General features: G+C 57.4%; 16 protein-coding genes. 10 read left to right on the top strand and 6 right to left on the bottom strand.

Annotated elements, in window-relative coordinates; all coding sequences use genetic code 11:
- Window positions 1–83 precede the first annotated feature (83 nt).
- The 3 genes from QWI16_RS18515 to QWI16_RS18505 all read left to right on the top strand — a co-directional run bounded on the left by QWI16_RS18515 (window position 84) and on the right by QWI16_RS18505 (window position 3,368).
- On the top strand, window positions 84–809 hold the full coding sequence (locus QWI16_RS18515) for a response regulator transcription factor (protein ID WP_302715526.1): 726 nt from the start codon (window positions 84–86) through the stop codon (window positions 807–809).
- Window positions 806–2,197: an ATP-binding protein gene (locus QWI16_RS18510; RefSeq protein WP_302715525.1), complete on the top strand. Its 1,392-nt coding sequence runs from the start codon at window positions 806–808 to the stop codon at window positions 2,195–2,197. The genes QWI16_RS18515 and QWI16_RS18510 overlap by 4 nt, the downstream gene beginning before the upstream one ends.
- 238 nt (window positions 2,198–2,435) lie before the next feature.
- Window positions 2,436–3,368 carry a GGDEF domain-containing protein gene (locus tag QWI16_RS18505; RefSeq protein ID WP_302715522.1) on the top strand — a complete coding sequence of 311 codons (933 nt, stop codon included), beginning with the start codon at window positions 2,436–2,438 and terminating at the stop codon, window positions 3,366–3,368.
- Window positions 3,369–3,437: 69 nt separating this feature from the next.
- Here the strand turns inward: QWI16_RS18505 and QWI16_RS18500 are convergent, their stop codons facing one another.
- The 5 genes from QWI16_RS18500 to QWI16_RS18480 all read right to left on the bottom strand — a co-directional run bounded on the left by QWI16_RS18500 (window position 3,438) and on the right by QWI16_RS18480 (window position 7,648).
- A complete protein-coding gene (locus tag QWI16_RS18500; protein ID WP_302715519.1) occupies window positions 3,438–4,334 on the bottom strand; it encodes a pseudouridine synthase in 897 nt (298 codons plus the stop codon).
- Between the two features lie 10 nt (window positions 4,335–4,344).
- Window positions 4,345–5,121: an SMC-Scp complex subunit ScpB gene (gene scpB, locus QWI16_RS18495; RefSeq protein WP_302715517.1), complete on the bottom strand. Its 777-nt coding sequence runs from the start codon at window positions 5,119–5,121 to the stop codon at window positions 4,345–4,347.
- Window positions 5,122–5,123: 2 nt separating this feature from the next.
- A complete protein-coding gene (locus QWI16_RS18490) occupies window positions 5,124–5,993 on the bottom strand; it encodes a segregation and condensation protein A (protein ID WP_302715514.1) in 870 nt (289 codons plus the stop codon).
- A 110-nt stretch (window positions 5,994–6,103) separates the two neighbouring features.
- A complete protein-coding gene (locus QWI16_RS18485; RefSeq protein WP_302715511.1) occupies window positions 6,104–6,730 on the bottom strand; it encodes an L-threonylcarbamoyladenylate synthase in 627 nt (208 codons plus the stop codon).
- Window positions 6,731–6,814: 84 nt separating this feature from the next.
- Window positions 6,815–7,648 carry a PHP domain-containing protein gene (locus QWI16_RS18480; RefSeq protein WP_302715509.1) on the bottom strand — a complete coding sequence of 278 codons (834 nt, stop codon included), beginning with the start codon at window positions 7,646–7,648 and terminating at the stop codon, window positions 6,815–6,817.
- 128 nt (window positions 7,649–7,776) lie between these two features.
- Between QWI16_RS18480 and QWI16_RS18475 the strand changes: the two genes are divergently transcribed.
- The 7 genes from QWI16_RS18475 (at window position 7,777) to QWI16_RS18445 (ending at window position 12,399) form a co-directional block, all read left to right on the top strand.
- Window positions 7,777–8,550, top strand: a complete 774-nt coding sequence (locus QWI16_RS18475) for a VC0807 family protein (RefSeq protein ID WP_302715508.1) — start codon at window positions 7,777–7,779, stop codon at window positions 8,548–8,550.
- 13 nt (window positions 8,551–8,563) lie between these two features.
- The gene (locus tag QWI16_RS18470; RefSeq protein WP_302715506.1) at window positions 8,564–8,863 is read left to right on the top strand and encodes a YciI family protein; all 300 of its coding nucleotides are present in this window, start codon (window positions 8,564–8,566) and stop codon (window positions 8,861–8,863) included.
- Window positions 8,864–9,012: 149 nt separating this feature from the next.
- On the top strand, window positions 9,013–9,714 hold the full coding sequence (locus tag QWI16_RS18465; protein ID WP_302715503.1) for a TIGR04211 family SH3 domain-containing protein: 702 nt from the start codon (window positions 9,013–9,015) through the stop codon (window positions 9,712–9,714).
- Window positions 9,715–9,722: 8 nt separating this feature from the next.
- A complete protein-coding gene (locus tag QWI16_RS18460; protein WP_302715500.1) occupies window positions 9,723–10,364 on the top strand; it encodes a peptidylprolyl isomerase in 642 nt (213 codons plus the stop codon).
- Window positions 10,361–11,119, top strand: a complete 759-nt coding sequence (locus tag QWI16_RS18455) for a pyridoxine 5'-phosphate synthase (protein ID WP_302715497.1) — start codon at window positions 10,361–10,363, stop codon at window positions 11,117–11,119. The genes QWI16_RS18460 and QWI16_RS18455 overlap by 4 nt, the downstream gene beginning before the upstream one ends.
- A 47-nt stretch (window positions 11,120–11,166) precedes the next feature.
- Window positions 11,167–11,583: a CBS domain-containing protein gene (locus QWI16_RS18450; protein ID WP_302715495.1), complete on the top strand. Its 417-nt coding sequence runs from the start codon at window positions 11,167–11,169 to the stop codon at window positions 11,581–11,583.
- A 42-nt stretch (window positions 11,584–11,625) separates the two neighbouring features.
- On the top strand, window positions 11,626–12,399 hold the full coding sequence (locus QWI16_RS18445) for a TrmH family RNA methyltransferase (protein WP_302715493.1): 774 nt from the start codon (window positions 11,626–11,628) through the stop codon (window positions 12,397–12,399).
- A gap of 37 nt (window positions 12,400–12,436) precedes the next feature.
- Here the strand turns inward: QWI16_RS18445 and QWI16_RS18440 are convergent, their stop codons facing one another.
- A complete protein-coding gene (locus QWI16_RS18440) occupies window positions 12,437–13,744 on the bottom strand; it encodes an ammonium transporter (RefSeq protein WP_302715491.1) in 1,308 nt (435 codons plus the stop codon).
- Window positions 13,745–14,081 lie beyond the last annotated feature (337 nt).

The following is a 14,081-nucleotide window of genomic DNA, read 5'->3' as shown; positions in this document are numbered from 1 at the left end:
ACACAGGCGTCAGGCTCATGCAAACTTGCCCGGCGCAGAGCGCGGCGGAACAGGCTCCACCGGAATCAATAGCAGAGGTCGACATGGCTGACATTTTACTTATCGACGACGACAGGGAACTGTCAGAGCTACTGCAAGAGTACCTGAACGCCGAGGGCTTTTCGGTATCCGTTGCCTACGACGGCAGCCAGGCTCTGGAGATGGCGCGGGAGAACCAGTACACCGCCATGATCCTCGACGTTATGCTACCCAGACACAGCGGCTTTGATGTCTTAAAAAAGCTGCGCCAGAGCGCCGAGCTGGGTCAGCAGGAGACCCCGGTTATCATGCTGACCGCCAAGGGCGATACCATTGATCGGGTAATCGGCTTGGAGATCGGAGCCGACGATTACCTGCCCAAGCCCTGCGATCCCCGTGAACTCGTCGCCCGACTCAGAGCGGTGCTGCGTCGCACAGCCGCCAGCCAGAGGATTCAACCCGAGGCCGACACCTTGCAGGTGGACCATCTGGTACTGCAGCTTGGCAGCCGCTCGGCCTACTGGGACCAAACCCAGCTGCCGCTGACCGGAACCGAATTCAGTGTGCTGGAACTGCTGGTACGCCAGGCCGGGCAAGTGATCAGTAAGGATGACCTGACCGAACAGGCGCTGGGCCGCAAACTCACCCCCTACGACCGCAGCATCGATGTGCACGTCAGCAACATCCGCAAAAAGCTCGCCGCCGCTGGCGCCAGCAAGGACCAGATCATTAACGTGCGTGGCGCAGGCTACATGCTAACCCGTGCCAGCGAGGCGCCCGCGGCCAAATGACCCGGCTTTACCTCAGGGTCTTCCTGACCTTCTGGTGCATTACCGCGATCATCATCGTCACCTCAGTCGTGTCCGTGCACTGGCGCGACATCAATCCGGACAATAACCTGCAAAGGCTGCGGGACGATCGCGAGTACGAGCCCGGCCTCCGGTTTCTCTATCAAATGGTGGGCTCGGCCATCAACCGCAACTCGGCCCAGGTACTGGCGGACATGCGGAGCATGCCCGAATGGTCGATACGCCATTTTTATATCGTCGATTCCAATAACCACGATTTGCTGGGCCGCCCCCTGCCACCGGGCGTTCAGCACCTTGTTCACAAGCTCAATCCCAGCCACCCCTTTGACAAGGTCATTGTCGAAGACGAGAAAACCTGGGGTCGGCACGTCACCCTCAATGACGGCAAAGGCGTGAAAATTTTTACGCTCTCGGCGAGCAAGGGCGAGAAAAAATCCGGCGATATTGTCTGGCAGCTGTTTATCAACAATATCTGGCCACTGATTCTCACTTCAATTTTGGTCAGCGGCACGGCCTGTTTTTTTCTCGCCCGTCACTTGGCCCGCGGGCTGTCCACCCTCCAAAAAGCAACCCGCTCCATCGCCAAAGGGGATTTGAGCGTGCGCATCAGCCAGCGCTTTGATAAGCGCCACGATGAGATCGCCTCCCTCGCCCACGACTTCGACCACATGACCGAGCGGCTGGAAAAGGCGATGGCCGAACAAAAGCGTCTGATCAAAGACGTCTCGCACGAGCTGCGCACGCCGCTGGCACGGCTGCAGGTAGCGCTGGCGTTAGCGCAACAGCGTAGCCAGGGGGTTGTAGACAAAGAGCTGGACCGGATAAAACAGGCCGCCGACTACCTCAACGACGTGATCTCCGACATTCTGGCGCTGCCCGTTCTTGACGATGGCGGCTGGGCGCTGGATGACACCATGGATCTGACAGCCCTGCTCAACGCCTTGCAGGAAAGTCTTGAGAGCGAGGCCGAGCGCCAAAGCGTGAGCCTCAGGCTGGACAACCCCCTGAGCGAAGCCCTGGTCGCCACGCACGGCAATATGCTCTACGGCGTCTTTGACAATGTATTGCGCAACGCTTTGCGGTACACACCAAACGGCGGTGAAATCACCACGCATGTTAGCCGCGACGACGCCGTTCTGCGCATCGTCGTCGACGATACCGGCCCCGGCGTACCGGAGAATCAACTGGCGGATATTTTTCAGCCTTTCTATCGTACGGATCAGGCTCGCGACCGCGAGAGTGGGGGCTATGGCCTCGGTCTTGCGATCGCCCAGCGCACGGTTGCCCTTCACGGCGGACAAATTAGCGCTCACAATCGCCCCGGTGGCGGTCTCAGTGTGAGTATTACCCTGCCCGCTCTAGCAAGCTGACACTTTTTTGACTGGCGGCAAGAGTTTACCGCCCGAGACGGAAAAAAGAGTCATCGGCTTGACACCAAGCTTATAACAGAAGCTACGACCAACACCTAAAGCTCTGATTTTAAAAGACTTTACCCGAGAAAATCTTCCTGGCACAGAAATCGCTTAAGCACTCGGTACGAACCACGATTAACGCCTGAGGCGTTGCGGCGCGCCAATGGTTGGCCGCCCCGAGAAGAGTAGCGAGATTATGCGAGATCTGTCCCAGACCAGCAGCGCCGAAGCCCTGAACGGGGGGCTGTTCAGTGACCCCCTGGCCACCTCCGCCCTACTCGATGTGCGCACTCGGCTGGCCCATGCCCTGCAAACCACTTTGGACACCGGTGAACTCTTATCACTGTTTTTCCGCTACTCACGACAGCTGGTGGACTACAACGGCCTATCCTATGAGAGCGAGAGTTGCGGCAAATTCAAACTGGGGCATAGAGCGGTTCATCGCTGTCTCTACAATATGACCTTACCGGACGCCGACCTGGGCAGTGTGACCTTTTTCCGTAAAACTCGGTTCAGCGACGATGAACAGAAGTCGCTGGAAACGCTACTGGCGTCTCTCGCCTTTCCGCTACGCAATGCCCAGCAGTACCGCCAAGCCATGCAAATGGCGCTGGTGGATCCGCTGACAAGGGTGGGAAATCGCGCTGCCATGGAAAAAGCTCTCGAGCGCGAGCACCAACTGCTGCAGCGCAATGGCAAACCCTTTGCTCTGCTGATGGTCGACATTGACCACTTTAAACAGGTAAACGATCGCTTCGGCCACGGCTGCGGCGACCAGGTCATTGCCAAGGTCGCCAAAACCATTGAACAGGTCAGTCGCAGCACCGATATGACGTTCCGCTACGGGGGGGAGGAGTTTGCCCTGCTCTTGAGCGCCACGGGCGCGGCTGGCGCCTTGATTACCGCAGAGAGGCTGCGCCGCGCCATCGAAAAACTGAAGATTCGCCACGCCGACACAGCCATTGCGCCCACAGCCAGCATTGGTGTCAGCGCCTGTGTCGACCCCGCGGAGCCACTGACCGCATTGGTTGAGCGCGCCGATCGGGCGCTTTACAGCGCCAAGCGCGCCGGGCGCAACCGCTCCTGCTGCGAAGCGCCAGCGCATACCTTAAAAGCGGTCACCCAGTAGAGATCCCTGCTAACCAGTTGCGCCACAGCAAATATCGCAAAGAGCGGGCAAAAATCCCGCACCACAAATTTATGACTTGGGCTTGGCCGGGCGGGCGGGACGCTTGTTGCGACCGGCCCTGAGCTTGCGCTCGTGCCGCTCGCGCTGCTTGTGGGTATCCGGTGCGTCAGGCTTGACCCGCTCAGGCTCGAGACCCGCAGTAAGACACAAGTCGGCAATCTCACGGTTATTGAGCTCAAGCCACTGACCGACCCGCACATGTGAGGGAATAAAAATATTGCCGTAGCGCACTCGCTTGAGCCGGCTCACCCGCACGCCCTGAGACTCCCAGAGCCTGCGAACCTCGCGATTGCGCCCCTCCATGACCACGCAGTAGAACCAGCGGTTACGCGACTCGCCAGCACCATCGACAATATCGGTAAAGCGAGCGACCCCATCGTCGAGCAATACACCTTCGAGCAGACGCTTTTTCATGGCATCGTCCACCTCACCCTGAATACGCACCAGGTATTCACGGTCGATCACCGAGGAGGGATGCATCAACTTATTGGCAAGATCACCGTCGTTGGTAAACAACAGCAGGCCACTGGTGTTGAAATCCAGCCGGCCCACTGAGATCCAGCGCTCGCCCGAACTCGGCAAGGCATCGAAAACTGTGCGCCGCCCCTCCGGGTCCTGGCGCGAACAGATCTCACCCTCGGGCTTATTGTAGAGAATCACACGGCGCTTGCTGCGCACGCTTTTGTTCTTGATGCTCTTGCCGCGAAACACGATTTTATCGGAGTCGGTGACACGATCACCCAAAGTGGCGGTGCGGTCGTTTACCTGCACCTCGCCGGCAACAATGGCGCGCTCCATTTCCCGCCGCGATCCGCAGCCAGCCCGCGCCAGAACTTTCTGGAGCTTTTCATCGCCGGCCACCGGGACCGGCTGTTCGCCCTGCTCGGGCGCATTCTTTTTCACCATAGTATCGCCGTCAGGCGCTCCGCTGTTCAGTATCGGCCGGGTCTTCCGCCGAGGGCACTTCGTCACCGGCATCGGCCGGTGCTTCGTCTGATTCGTATTCGTCTGATTCGGATGAAACCTCTGCCACCTCGGCATCGTCATCGTGCTCATAAGCGGTATCGTCCATCTCGCCGGGCTGGGCCGGCTCGCCGAGGCGATCTTCACCCTCATCCTCTGCGCCCCCCTGACCTCCGTCAAGATCGAGCGCGGCGTTGATTTCGTCAATATCGCGAATCTCGCTCAGGGTGGGCAGTTGGTCCAGGCTCTTGAGATTAAAGTAATCGAGAAACTGGCGCGTGGTGGCATAGAGCGACGGGCGCCCTGGCACATCGCGCTGACCAACCACCTTGATCCACTCGCGCTCGGCCAGGGTCTTGATAATGTGCGAGCTGACCGCCACACCGCGGATCTCTTCAATATCGCCGCGGGTGATGGGTTGACGATAGGCAATCAAAGCCAGTGTCTCCAGTAGCGCCCGCGAGTACTTTTGCGGTTTTTCCTCCCACAGACGATTCACCCAGGGCGCCATTTCTTCACGCACCTGCAGGCGCCAGCCACTGGCGACTTCTTTCAGCTCAAAACCGCGACCTGCGCACTGTTCGCCAATGGCCTCCAACGCGGCCATAAACTGTTCTTTTTCCGGCGCCTCCCCCTCATCAAAGAGCGTTTCCAACCGCTTTAGCGAAAGCGGTTCACCGGCGGCCAGAAGCGCGCCCTCAACAATGGCTTGTAGTTGTTTGATATCCATAATTACTGTGTTTTTGCCTTTACATGGATCGGGCCAAAAGATTCGCTCTGCACGATTTCCACCAGAGACTCTTTGATCAACTCCATTACTGCCAAAAAGGTCACGACCACACCGAGGCGCCCCTCTTGTACGGTAAAAAGGCTGACAAAAGGCACAAAAGTTTTCCCCGCGAGCCGATCAAGCACCTGGGCCATGCGCTCGCGGGTGGAGAGCCGCTCCATTTCCACGTGGTGACTTTCAAACATATCCGCGCGGCGCAAGACTTCAGACAGCGCCAAGAGGATTTCCTGCAGCTCTACCTCGGGTTCGGGGCGGGTGAGGTTGCGATCCGGTGCCTCGGCTCGGCCCTGGTGAACATCGCGACCAACACGGGGCAGCTCGTCTATGTCTTCGGCGGCGAGTTTGAAGCGCTCGTACTCCTGCAGGCGACGGATCAGCGAGGCACGCGGGTCCTCGCCCTCTTCCTCTTCTTCCACCGAACGCGGCAGCAGCATACGGGATTTAATCTCCGCCAGCATAGCCGCCATGACCAGATACTCCGCCGCCAGCTCAAAGTGAGCCGCGTCCATCAGCTCCACATACGCCATGTACTGGGCGGTTATTTCAGACACATCGACATCGAGGATGTCCAAATTCTGCCGGCGGATCAGATAGAGCAGCAAATCCAGCGGACCCTCAAAGGCCTCAAGAAAGACCTCAAGCGCATCCGGTGGAATGTACAAATCTTTGGGCAACTGGGTATAAGCCTTGCCCTGCACTATGGCAAAAGGCATCTCCCCCTGCTCAGGGTGCGCCTCTCGCTCAAGATGGGCCTGCGGCTCGGCAGCGTCCTGCCCGTTCTCTGACGAGTCTGGTTGTTGCGGCTCTGTCATGGGATTGGTCACCTGTTTCCCCTGCTGCGCACGGTAGATCGCACGCCCTTGGCCGCACTCAGAAGCGGACAAAAGGCGGCATTATAGTGAGCTTTCATAGGCACGAGAAGCTAACCCGCCAGCAGCACTGAAAAATCACCCTTGCCCTGGCGCCGCAACTCGGGCACGCCCTCGGTTAATCCGACGACGGTGGTGGGCTCCAGGCCGCAAAACCCCCCATCAATGACGAGCTCCACCTGATGTTCCAGCAGGTCGCGAATATCGTAGGGATCGGTCAAGGGATACTCATCGCCCGGCAGCAAGAGCGTGCTGCTCATCAAAGGCTCGTTCAGCTCTTCAAGCAGTGCCAGAGCAATCCGGTTATCGGGAATCCGAAGGCCGATGGTTTTTCGCTTGGGATGACGCAAGCGGCGCGGCACTTCGGAGGTACCCTCGAGAATAAAGGTATAGGGGCCGGGTGTATGGGTTTTCAGCAAGCGAAACACCTGATTGTCGACCCGGGCGTAGGTGGCAATCTCCGACAGGTCTCGGCACATCAGGGTAAAGTTGTGGTCTTTATCCAGGCGCCGCATCAGACGAATCCGATCCAGAGCCATTTTATCGCCAATGTGACAACCAAGAGCATAGGCCGAATCAGTAGGATAGACGACAATGCCGCCCCGGCGGATGATATCCACGGCTTGGGAAATCAGACGCGGCTGCGGGTTTTCGGGATGTATTTGAAAGAACTGCGCCACTTTAGCTTCCTTTATCGCAGGCTGTGGGGCCTCGCGGCCCGAAACGGCCATTATAGGTTTCACCCGTCCCGGTTACAAACCATCTTATCCAGGCGCCCAGCGGTGCCAAACCGGCGTTACCGAGGCGGGCAAGGCCCCGGGGCAGCCAAGTTCCTGCCAAGGGTGACCCGGCCGATGAAAATCGCTGCCCACCGAGGCTTCCAGCTCAAACTCCCTGGCCAAAGAGGCGAGGTTCTCGGCAATACCTGAGGCCTGCTGACCACTGATTATCTCAACCGCTTGACCACCTGCGGCCGCGAAGTCACTCATCAGCGCACGCAGTTTGGTGCGGGTCAGGGCGTATTTGGCCGGGTGCGCAAGCACCGCCACGCCATCCGCCGCCCGAATTGCCGCTACGATATCGGCCATCGGAGGCCACTGCTGGCGCACGTCGCCGAGCTTGCCCGAACCGAGGTACTTTTTAAAGGCGCGCGCGCTATCGACCACCTTGCCGTCACGCACCAACAACTCCGCAAAATGCGGCCTGCCGGGCTCGACTTCCCCCGCCAACTCGCGGGCACGCTCGTAGGCGTCGACCACGCCTATTTTTTCCAGCCGCCGGCCAATCTCCTCGTTGCGCTCAGCGCGAGCACGGCGCTGTGCGGCTACGGTGGCGTGCAGCGCCGGCCGTTCAAGCGCCAAACCGAGCCCGACGATATGAATACCCATGCTGCCCCAGCGGGTCGAAAACTCGATACCGCTGACCAGCTGCATCCCCAGCGACTGGGCCCGTTCACGGGCCTCTTCAACCCCGGCCAAGGTATCGTGATCCGTTAATGCCAGCAGCTGCACGCCCTGCGCAAACGCGCGTTCCATCAGCTCGGTGGGCGACAGGACCCCATCGGAACAATGGCTGTGCATGTGCAAATCGACCTTCAACCCTTCACCTCATTTTCTCTGGTCTTCATCTTTTGCCGCCGAAAGCGGTTGTGGCTTATAATTGCGCCTTTTCGGGGCTTATCAAGTCGCCCCTCCACACTATACCGATCAGGCAGTCGCTACGCACAATGACCGATACGGCAACCGATAAACCCGACAATACCGCCTCTGCACCCACCTCCACTGCCGATCAGCAAGGCCCCAGCTCCTCAGCTAAACCGGCAAAACGCGAGAGCCTGTTGGCAAACCTGCTCCTTAATATCGTTATTCCAACGCTGATTTTGACCAAACTCAGTGCCGATGAATACCTCGGTACCACCGCTGCGCTGGTCGTCGCCCTGGCCTTTCCCCTGATCTACGGGCTCAAGGATTTTATTACCCGGCGAGAATTCAATGCGTTTTCCGCGCTCGGCGCCATCAGTATTCTACTGACGGGGGGCATCAGCCTGCTGGAGCTGGACCCCGAATACATTGCGATCAAGGAAGCGGCCATCCCGGGGCTGATCGGCCTGGCTACACTGGCTTCAATGAAAACACGCTTTCCTCTGGTGCGCACCTTTCTTTACAACGACAAGGTGCTCAAGACCGATCTGATCGCCGAGCGGCTCAGCAGCACCAACAACCAAAGCGCTTTTGACCGTGCCCTGCGCAACGCCTCGTTTATGGTGGCCGGCTCGTTCTTTCTCTCCTCTTTTTTGAACTACGTACTCGCCAAGTGGCTACTGCAAAGCCCTCCGGGTACAGCGCAGTTTAATGCCGAGCTCGGTAAAATGACTGCCCTTAGTTTTCCAGTGATTGCCCTGCCGGCAACTATGGTGATGGTGGTCGCCCTACTGTACTTGTTTCGGCGGATTCGCCAGCTCACTGAGCTGGATTTTGAAGACGTTATCAACGCGCATTGAGAGAATAGCCGTTATGTTGTATGCCATTATCAGTGAAGACGTCACCGACAGCCTGCCCCTGCGCGCCAAGGCCAGACCAGATCACCTCGCGCGGCTGAACCAGCTGCGCGATCAGGGTCGCCTGATCCTGGCGGGCCCCCACCCGGCTGTAGACGCCAATGACCCGGGTCAGGCCGGTTTTACCGGCTCATTGGTAGTGGCCGAATTTGACTCACTTGCGCAAGCGCAAAGCTGGGCCGATGCCGACCCCTACGTGTCGGCCGGGGTCTATGAGCGCGTCACGGTGAAACCTTTTAAGAAAGTGTTGCCTTGAAGGCCCATGCCACGACGCTTTTTAGTTTGAGCCGCATGGACCACTAGCGTGACAGGGTTGACAGGGAAGCAGGCGTCTTTACGCTACAATCGTTGTCTGGCATTGTCTGGCCCGACCCCGATCACCCCGATGATAAAAAGGTACTTTTTGTGCGTCACTTAACCCGATCAGCAAAAGTCATTCGCTGTGCACTCATAGCGGTCAGTCTGTTGGCCTCACAATGGGTGTTTGCCGAGGCTCGTTATATTGCCGACGAATTGCGCGTGCCGCTTCGCAGTGGCATGGGCAACCAGTATCGAATCGTCCATCGCGGATTGCTGAGCGGCACTGAGCTGGAGTTGATTCGCACCGACACCGATGACAGTGACACGCCCTGGTCGCTGGTGCGGACCGATGACGGATTGGAGGGCTGGATTCGCTCTCAGTATCTGCTCGACGAACCCACTGCAGCAATTAAGTTACGCCGCCTGCAAGAAAAAATGAGCCAGCTCGACGGCGACCAGAGTGAATTGCTGGAAACCAATGAGCGCCTGGATCAGGAAAACCGCGCGATGAGCGAGGAGCTTGCCGAAATACGAGAACAACTCTCGCAAACCCAAGAGGCCTACGCAAACTTGCGCAAGCTGTCAGCCAACGCTGTCGCACTCAACGAGCAGTACAAAAAACTCAATGAAAACTACCAGCTACTCCAAACTCGCGCCGAAGTGCTGAAGACAGAAAACGCGCGTCTGACCAACAACAGCCGCTACCGCGAGTGGATTTTTGGCGCTGGCATACTGATTGCCGGCGTCATCGTCTCTCTTCTTTTACAATCACTGGGACGGCGCAAGCGCCGATCTGAATGGGGCTAACATCAACTATGAACTCTGTCTTTACCCAATGGCTTTATCGCTTGAGCGCCGTGCTTGTTCTGGTCTTTGCAAGCAGTGCGAGCCTCGCCGCACAAGCCGGAAAAAGCGAAAATTACGTCACACTGAAAACCGATCTCGGCACGATGCTTGTGGAGCTCTACCCCAAAGAGGCGCCCATCACAGTCGCCAATTTTCTACACTATGTGGACAGTGGCTTTTATGACGGCACGATTTTTCACCGGGTAATCCCCGGGTTTGTGGTGCAAGGCGGTGGCTTTACGTTTGACTTCAAACGCAAGGAAACGGCCGAACCCATCAAGAACGAGTCGGACAATGGTCTGAAAAACCTCTACCTCACCCTGTCTATGGCGCGAACCAATGCCATCGACAGTGCCACCAGCCAGTTCTTTATCAACCTTAATCACAACGAATCGCTCGATGGCAACGAGAACAAACCTGGTTACGCCGTCTTCGGCAAGGTCATAGAAGGCGAGTCTGTGGTCGAGGCGATTGTCGCCGAGCCGCGCGGTGTCTTCCGTGCCTACCCCGACGCGCCCAACGCCGCGGTGCGCATTCTCAAGGCCAGCCGAGGCAAACATATGGAACAGAGTAAACCCACCTCCAAGCTCAAGGGGATGATTGCCGAGTGAGCACAGCGCTTAGCGTTAACTTGAACAAAATTGCCCTGATTCGCAATTCACGCGAGGGCAACTTTCCCGATGTTTTGGAGTTTGGACAACTCTGCCTCGACCAAGGTGCCGCGGGACTGACCGTCCATCCGAGACCCGATCAACGCCACATCCGCTCCGGCGATGTGCGAAATCTAGCCGAGCTGGTCAAACGCACACCGAAGAGGGAATTTAACATTGAAGGTAACCCTTTCGCCAAGGCACACGGCGACTACCCAGGCCTGATGGCACTGGTCGAGCAAACACAGCCCGACCAATGTACGCTGGTGCCGGACAGCAACGACCAGCTCACCTCCGACCACGGTTTTGATCTGACGAGTGCCAGCGATGCACTCGCCCCTATTGTTGCCAAACTGCAGGCGATGGGCGTTCGTATCAGCCTGTTTATGGATCCGGACCCAGTGCAAATTCGCCTTGCCGGCGAGCTGGGCGTCGATCGGATTGAGCTCTACACGGGGCCCTACGCCCTTCAACACGGCACAGCCCAGGGGGAAACGCTGCTCAGCCAATACCGACGGGCAGCCGAGCAAGCCGTATCCTCTGGTCTCGGTGTCAACGCCGGGCACGACCTCAACCTGGACAACCTGAGCGACTTTTTAACGATTCCCGCGATTGCCGAGGTCTCCATCGGCCACGCGCTGACGGTAGATGCCCTGCGCCTGGGAATGCCCGCCGCCATCCAGGCCTATCTTGCCATCTGCCAGCAGTCGCGCTAAGGCTGGACTACACTTGGGTTAACACCTTTGCCTATAGGAGTGTTCCCATGCATTCAATCCTCGTGCGCGACTATATGCAGACCGACCCGGTGGCCTTTAACAGGGATACCAATCTGCTGCAGGTGGTTCACAAGCTACTCGCCGCAGGCGTTACCGGAGCGCCGGTTATCGACGAGCATCGTCAGGTCATCGGCTTTGTCTCCGAGCAGGACTGCATCAAAGAAATCCTGCAGGGAGCGTTCTACTGCGAGGACCCGCCGGTGGTGTCCAATGTTATGCAAACAGAGGTCGTCAGTTTTGAGCCGGGTAACTCGATTGTCGAAATCGCTCAAGTGATGATTCGCCACAAGCCGAAAAATTACCCCGTCATCAGCGATGGTAAGCTGGTGGGACTCATTACCCGCCGCGACGTGCTCGCCGCTCTACTGGACAATGACGAGGACTGTTATCTCAGGGCAAAGTAGCGTATTCTCGCTGCCGCAACTGGCGAGGAGCACACCCACACCATGAACCGGGGCGATAGCGAAGCCTACCTGGCAAAGAAGCAGTTTTACGACACCCTACTGACCATTTACGGTCGCAAACCGGTGCTCGAAGCCCTGCAACTGAGCGGAATCCGAGTGCACAGACTGCACGTGGCCGAGAGCAACAAACCCGCTGGGATTTTAACGGAGATTCACCAGCTCGCCAGCCAACATGGCGCCGAGATCTGTCATCACTCGCGCTCAGCCCTTTCCCGCATTTCCAAGAACAGCAAGCAGGACCAAGGCGTTGCCGTTGATCTGATCTGTCCCGGCTTTACCACCTTCGATCAGTTTCTCGACAGCGCTGATCAACCACAAAGCGACCTGCTTGCACTCGATGGTATTACCAACCCGCAAAATCTCGGGATGATTATCCGCTCAGCCTGCGCAGGCAATATCTCTGGCATTTTGCTGCCCGCCAAGGGCTGTGCCCAGATTGATCCTCTGGTGATTAAGGCGAGCGCCGGAACGGTGTTTCGTGCCCCCATCATCCGCATCTCCGGCTCACTGGAAGACGCACTGGGGCGATTCAAACAACGGGGTTACGCGGTTGTCGGCTTGTCATCCCACGCACAACGGACACTCGGCGATTGCCCGCACGGCAAACAGGTTTTTGTGCTGGGCAATGAAACCAAAGGCGTGAGCAAAACCGTGGAGACGCAGTGTGACCGATGGGTAAAAATACCCATGAACAATGGCGTGGAATCGCTAAATGTCGCCGTTACCGCGGCTTTAATTGCCTTTCGGCGCCATTAAAAAAGCCCGCTGGCGCGGGCTTCTCATCTGAGCAATCCTAGAGCTTGTAGCCCTCTTCTTCGTGCATGGTAATGTCCAGACCCACCAGCTCTTCTTCGCGGGACACTCTGAGACCAGAAGTGAGTACGCCTGTGAGCTTCAGCAACACATACGTAATAATCGCGGTGTAACCAAAGGTTATCACCACACCGAGAAACTGGACCCAGACTTGCCCGCCCATGCCACTGACAGCATCCGAGAACCCGTGACCACTGAAGACCCCGAGATTCGGCGAGGCAAACACCCCGGCCAATAAGGTGCCTAGGATGCCGCCCACACCGTGCACGGGAAAGACATCCAGAGAGTCATCTATTTTCCAGACGCGTTTCATCATCTGAGTCATGTAAAAACAAATAATACCGGCGCTCAAACCAATCACCAGCGCCCCGCCGGGGCCGACAAAACCCGAAGCCGGCGTAATAGTACCCAAGCCGGCCACCATGCCGGTCACAATACCGAGAACACTGGGCTTTCTAAACTTGATCCACTCAATGGTCATCCAGGCCAGGGACCCGGCGGCGGCCGAGATATGCGTGACCAACATGGCCATCGCCGCATCACCATTGGCGGCCAAAGCACTGCCGCCGTTGAAGCCAAACCAGCCCACCCAAAGCATACCGGCACCAGTGACGGTCATGGTCATATTGTGTGGCGGCATGGCGACGGTTTCAAAACCATCGCGCTTACCCAGCACAAGCGCGGCGACCAGCGCTGCCACACCAGCAGTAATGTGCACCACGGTACCACCGGCGAAATCCAGCAAGCCCCACTGACCGAGGAAGCCGCCACCCCATACCCAATGGCAAACCGGCACATAGACAGCCAGCAACCAGAGAGCGGAGAAAATCAGCATGGAGGAGAACTTCATTCTCTCAGCGAAGGCCCCGACAATGAGCGCCGGCGTGATAATCGCAAAAGTCATTTGGAACAGAGCAAAAAGTGATTCGGGAATATCCCCGGACAAGCTATCTTTGCCCATACCGGAAAAGAGCACCCGACTCAGATCACCAATGTACGCACTGCCCTCGCCAAAGCTCAAACTGTAACCGGCCACAAGCCATAGCAGCGAGGCGATGCAAGCGATCGCAAAACACTGCATCAGCACCGAAAGAATATTTTTACTGCGTACCAGCCCCCCATAGAAAAGGGACAGTCCAGGCAGGGTCATAAACAGCACCAGCGCGGTGGCCGTCAGAATCCAGGCCGTATTGCCGCCATCCAAATCCTGGGCTAAGACCAGTGGACTTAGCGCCAGCAGCGCCAGGGCGCTGGTGAATCGAAATAGGGTTCCGGGTCGAACACTCATGGTATCTCCTCAAACTCGCGGTACAGAGCAGTGGCGCCCTGTCATTGGCTGTAAACAATGTGTGCACAGAAATCAGGCAAATAAATGACGTCAGAGCGCACTTTTTTATCTATGCTTTAGGTCTGTGCGTGGCGCACAAATATGCACGTTTTGTGCCCACTAAATTAGTTCATAAATATCATAGGCTTAGCGATATTGTGCACAATTAATGAACAAATCCATGCACCACTTTTGAACAGAAAAACTTCATCAGATCCATTTTGGTGCGACCCAAGCTAACAGCGCACCAACAGAGTGATTAATAGGCGATCGAGGAGTAACGAAAGAAGTGTGCGGT

Source organism: Gilvimarinus algae (assembly GCF_030518215.1).
In the GTDB taxonomy this organism is placed as follows: domain Bacteria; phylum Pseudomonadota; class Gammaproteobacteria; order Pseudomonadales; family Cellvibrionaceae; genus Gilvimarinus; species Gilvimarinus algae.
The sequence above is the reverse complement of the archived record's forward strand: the minus strand, read 5'-3'. Positions and strand labels throughout refer to the sequence as shown.

Excerpts from the sequence above, each read along its gene's own strand:
- QWI16_RS18490 (WP_302715514.1), bottom strand. The coding sequence starts at position 5,993 with ATGACAGAGCCGCAACAACCAGACTCGTCAGAGAACGGGCAGGACGCT.
- QWI16_RS18515 (WP_302715526.1), top strand. The coding sequence starts at position 84 with ATGGCTGACATTTTACTTATCGACGACGACAGGGAACTGTCAGAGCTA.
- QWI16_RS18445 (WP_302715493.1), top strand. The coding sequence starts at position 11,626 with ATGAACCGGGGCGATAGCGAAGCCTACCTGGCAAAGAAGCAGTTTTAC.
- QWI16_RS18450 (WP_302715495.1), top strand. The coding sequence starts at position 11,167 with ATGCATTCAATCCTCGTGCGCGACTATATGCAGACCGACCCGGTGGCC.
- QWI16_RS18460 (WP_302715500.1), top strand. The coding sequence starts at position 9,723 with ATGAACTCTGTCTTTACCCAATGGCTTTATCGCTTGAGCGCCGTGCTT.
- QWI16_RS18500 (WP_302715519.1), bottom strand. The coding sequence starts at position 4,334 with ATGGTGAAAAAGAATGCGCCCGAGCAGGGCGAACAGCCGGTCCCGGTG.
- QWI16_RS18470 (WP_302715506.1), top strand. The coding sequence starts at position 8,564 with ATGTTGTATGCCATTATCAGTGAAGACGTCACCGACAGCCTGCCCCTG.
- scpB (WP_302715517.1), bottom strand. The coding sequence starts at position 5,121 with ATGGATATCAAACAACTACAAGCCATTGTTGAGGGCGCGCTTCTGGCC.
- QWI16_RS18440 (WP_302715491.1), bottom strand. The coding sequence starts at position 13,744 with ATGAGTGTTCGACCCGGAACCCTATTTCGATTCACCAGCGCCCTGGCG.
- QWI16_RS18475 (WP_302715508.1), top strand. The coding sequence starts at position 7,777 with ATGACCGATACGGCAACCGATAAACCCGACAATACCGCCTCTGCACCC.
- QWI16_RS18505 (WP_302715522.1), top strand. The coding sequence starts at position 2,436 with ATGCGAGATCTGTCCCAGACCAGCAGCGCCGAAGCCCTGAACGGGGGG.
- QWI16_RS18510 (WP_302715525.1), top strand. The coding sequence starts at position 806 with ATGACCCGGCTTTACCTCAGGGTCTTCCTGACCTTCTGGTGCATTACC.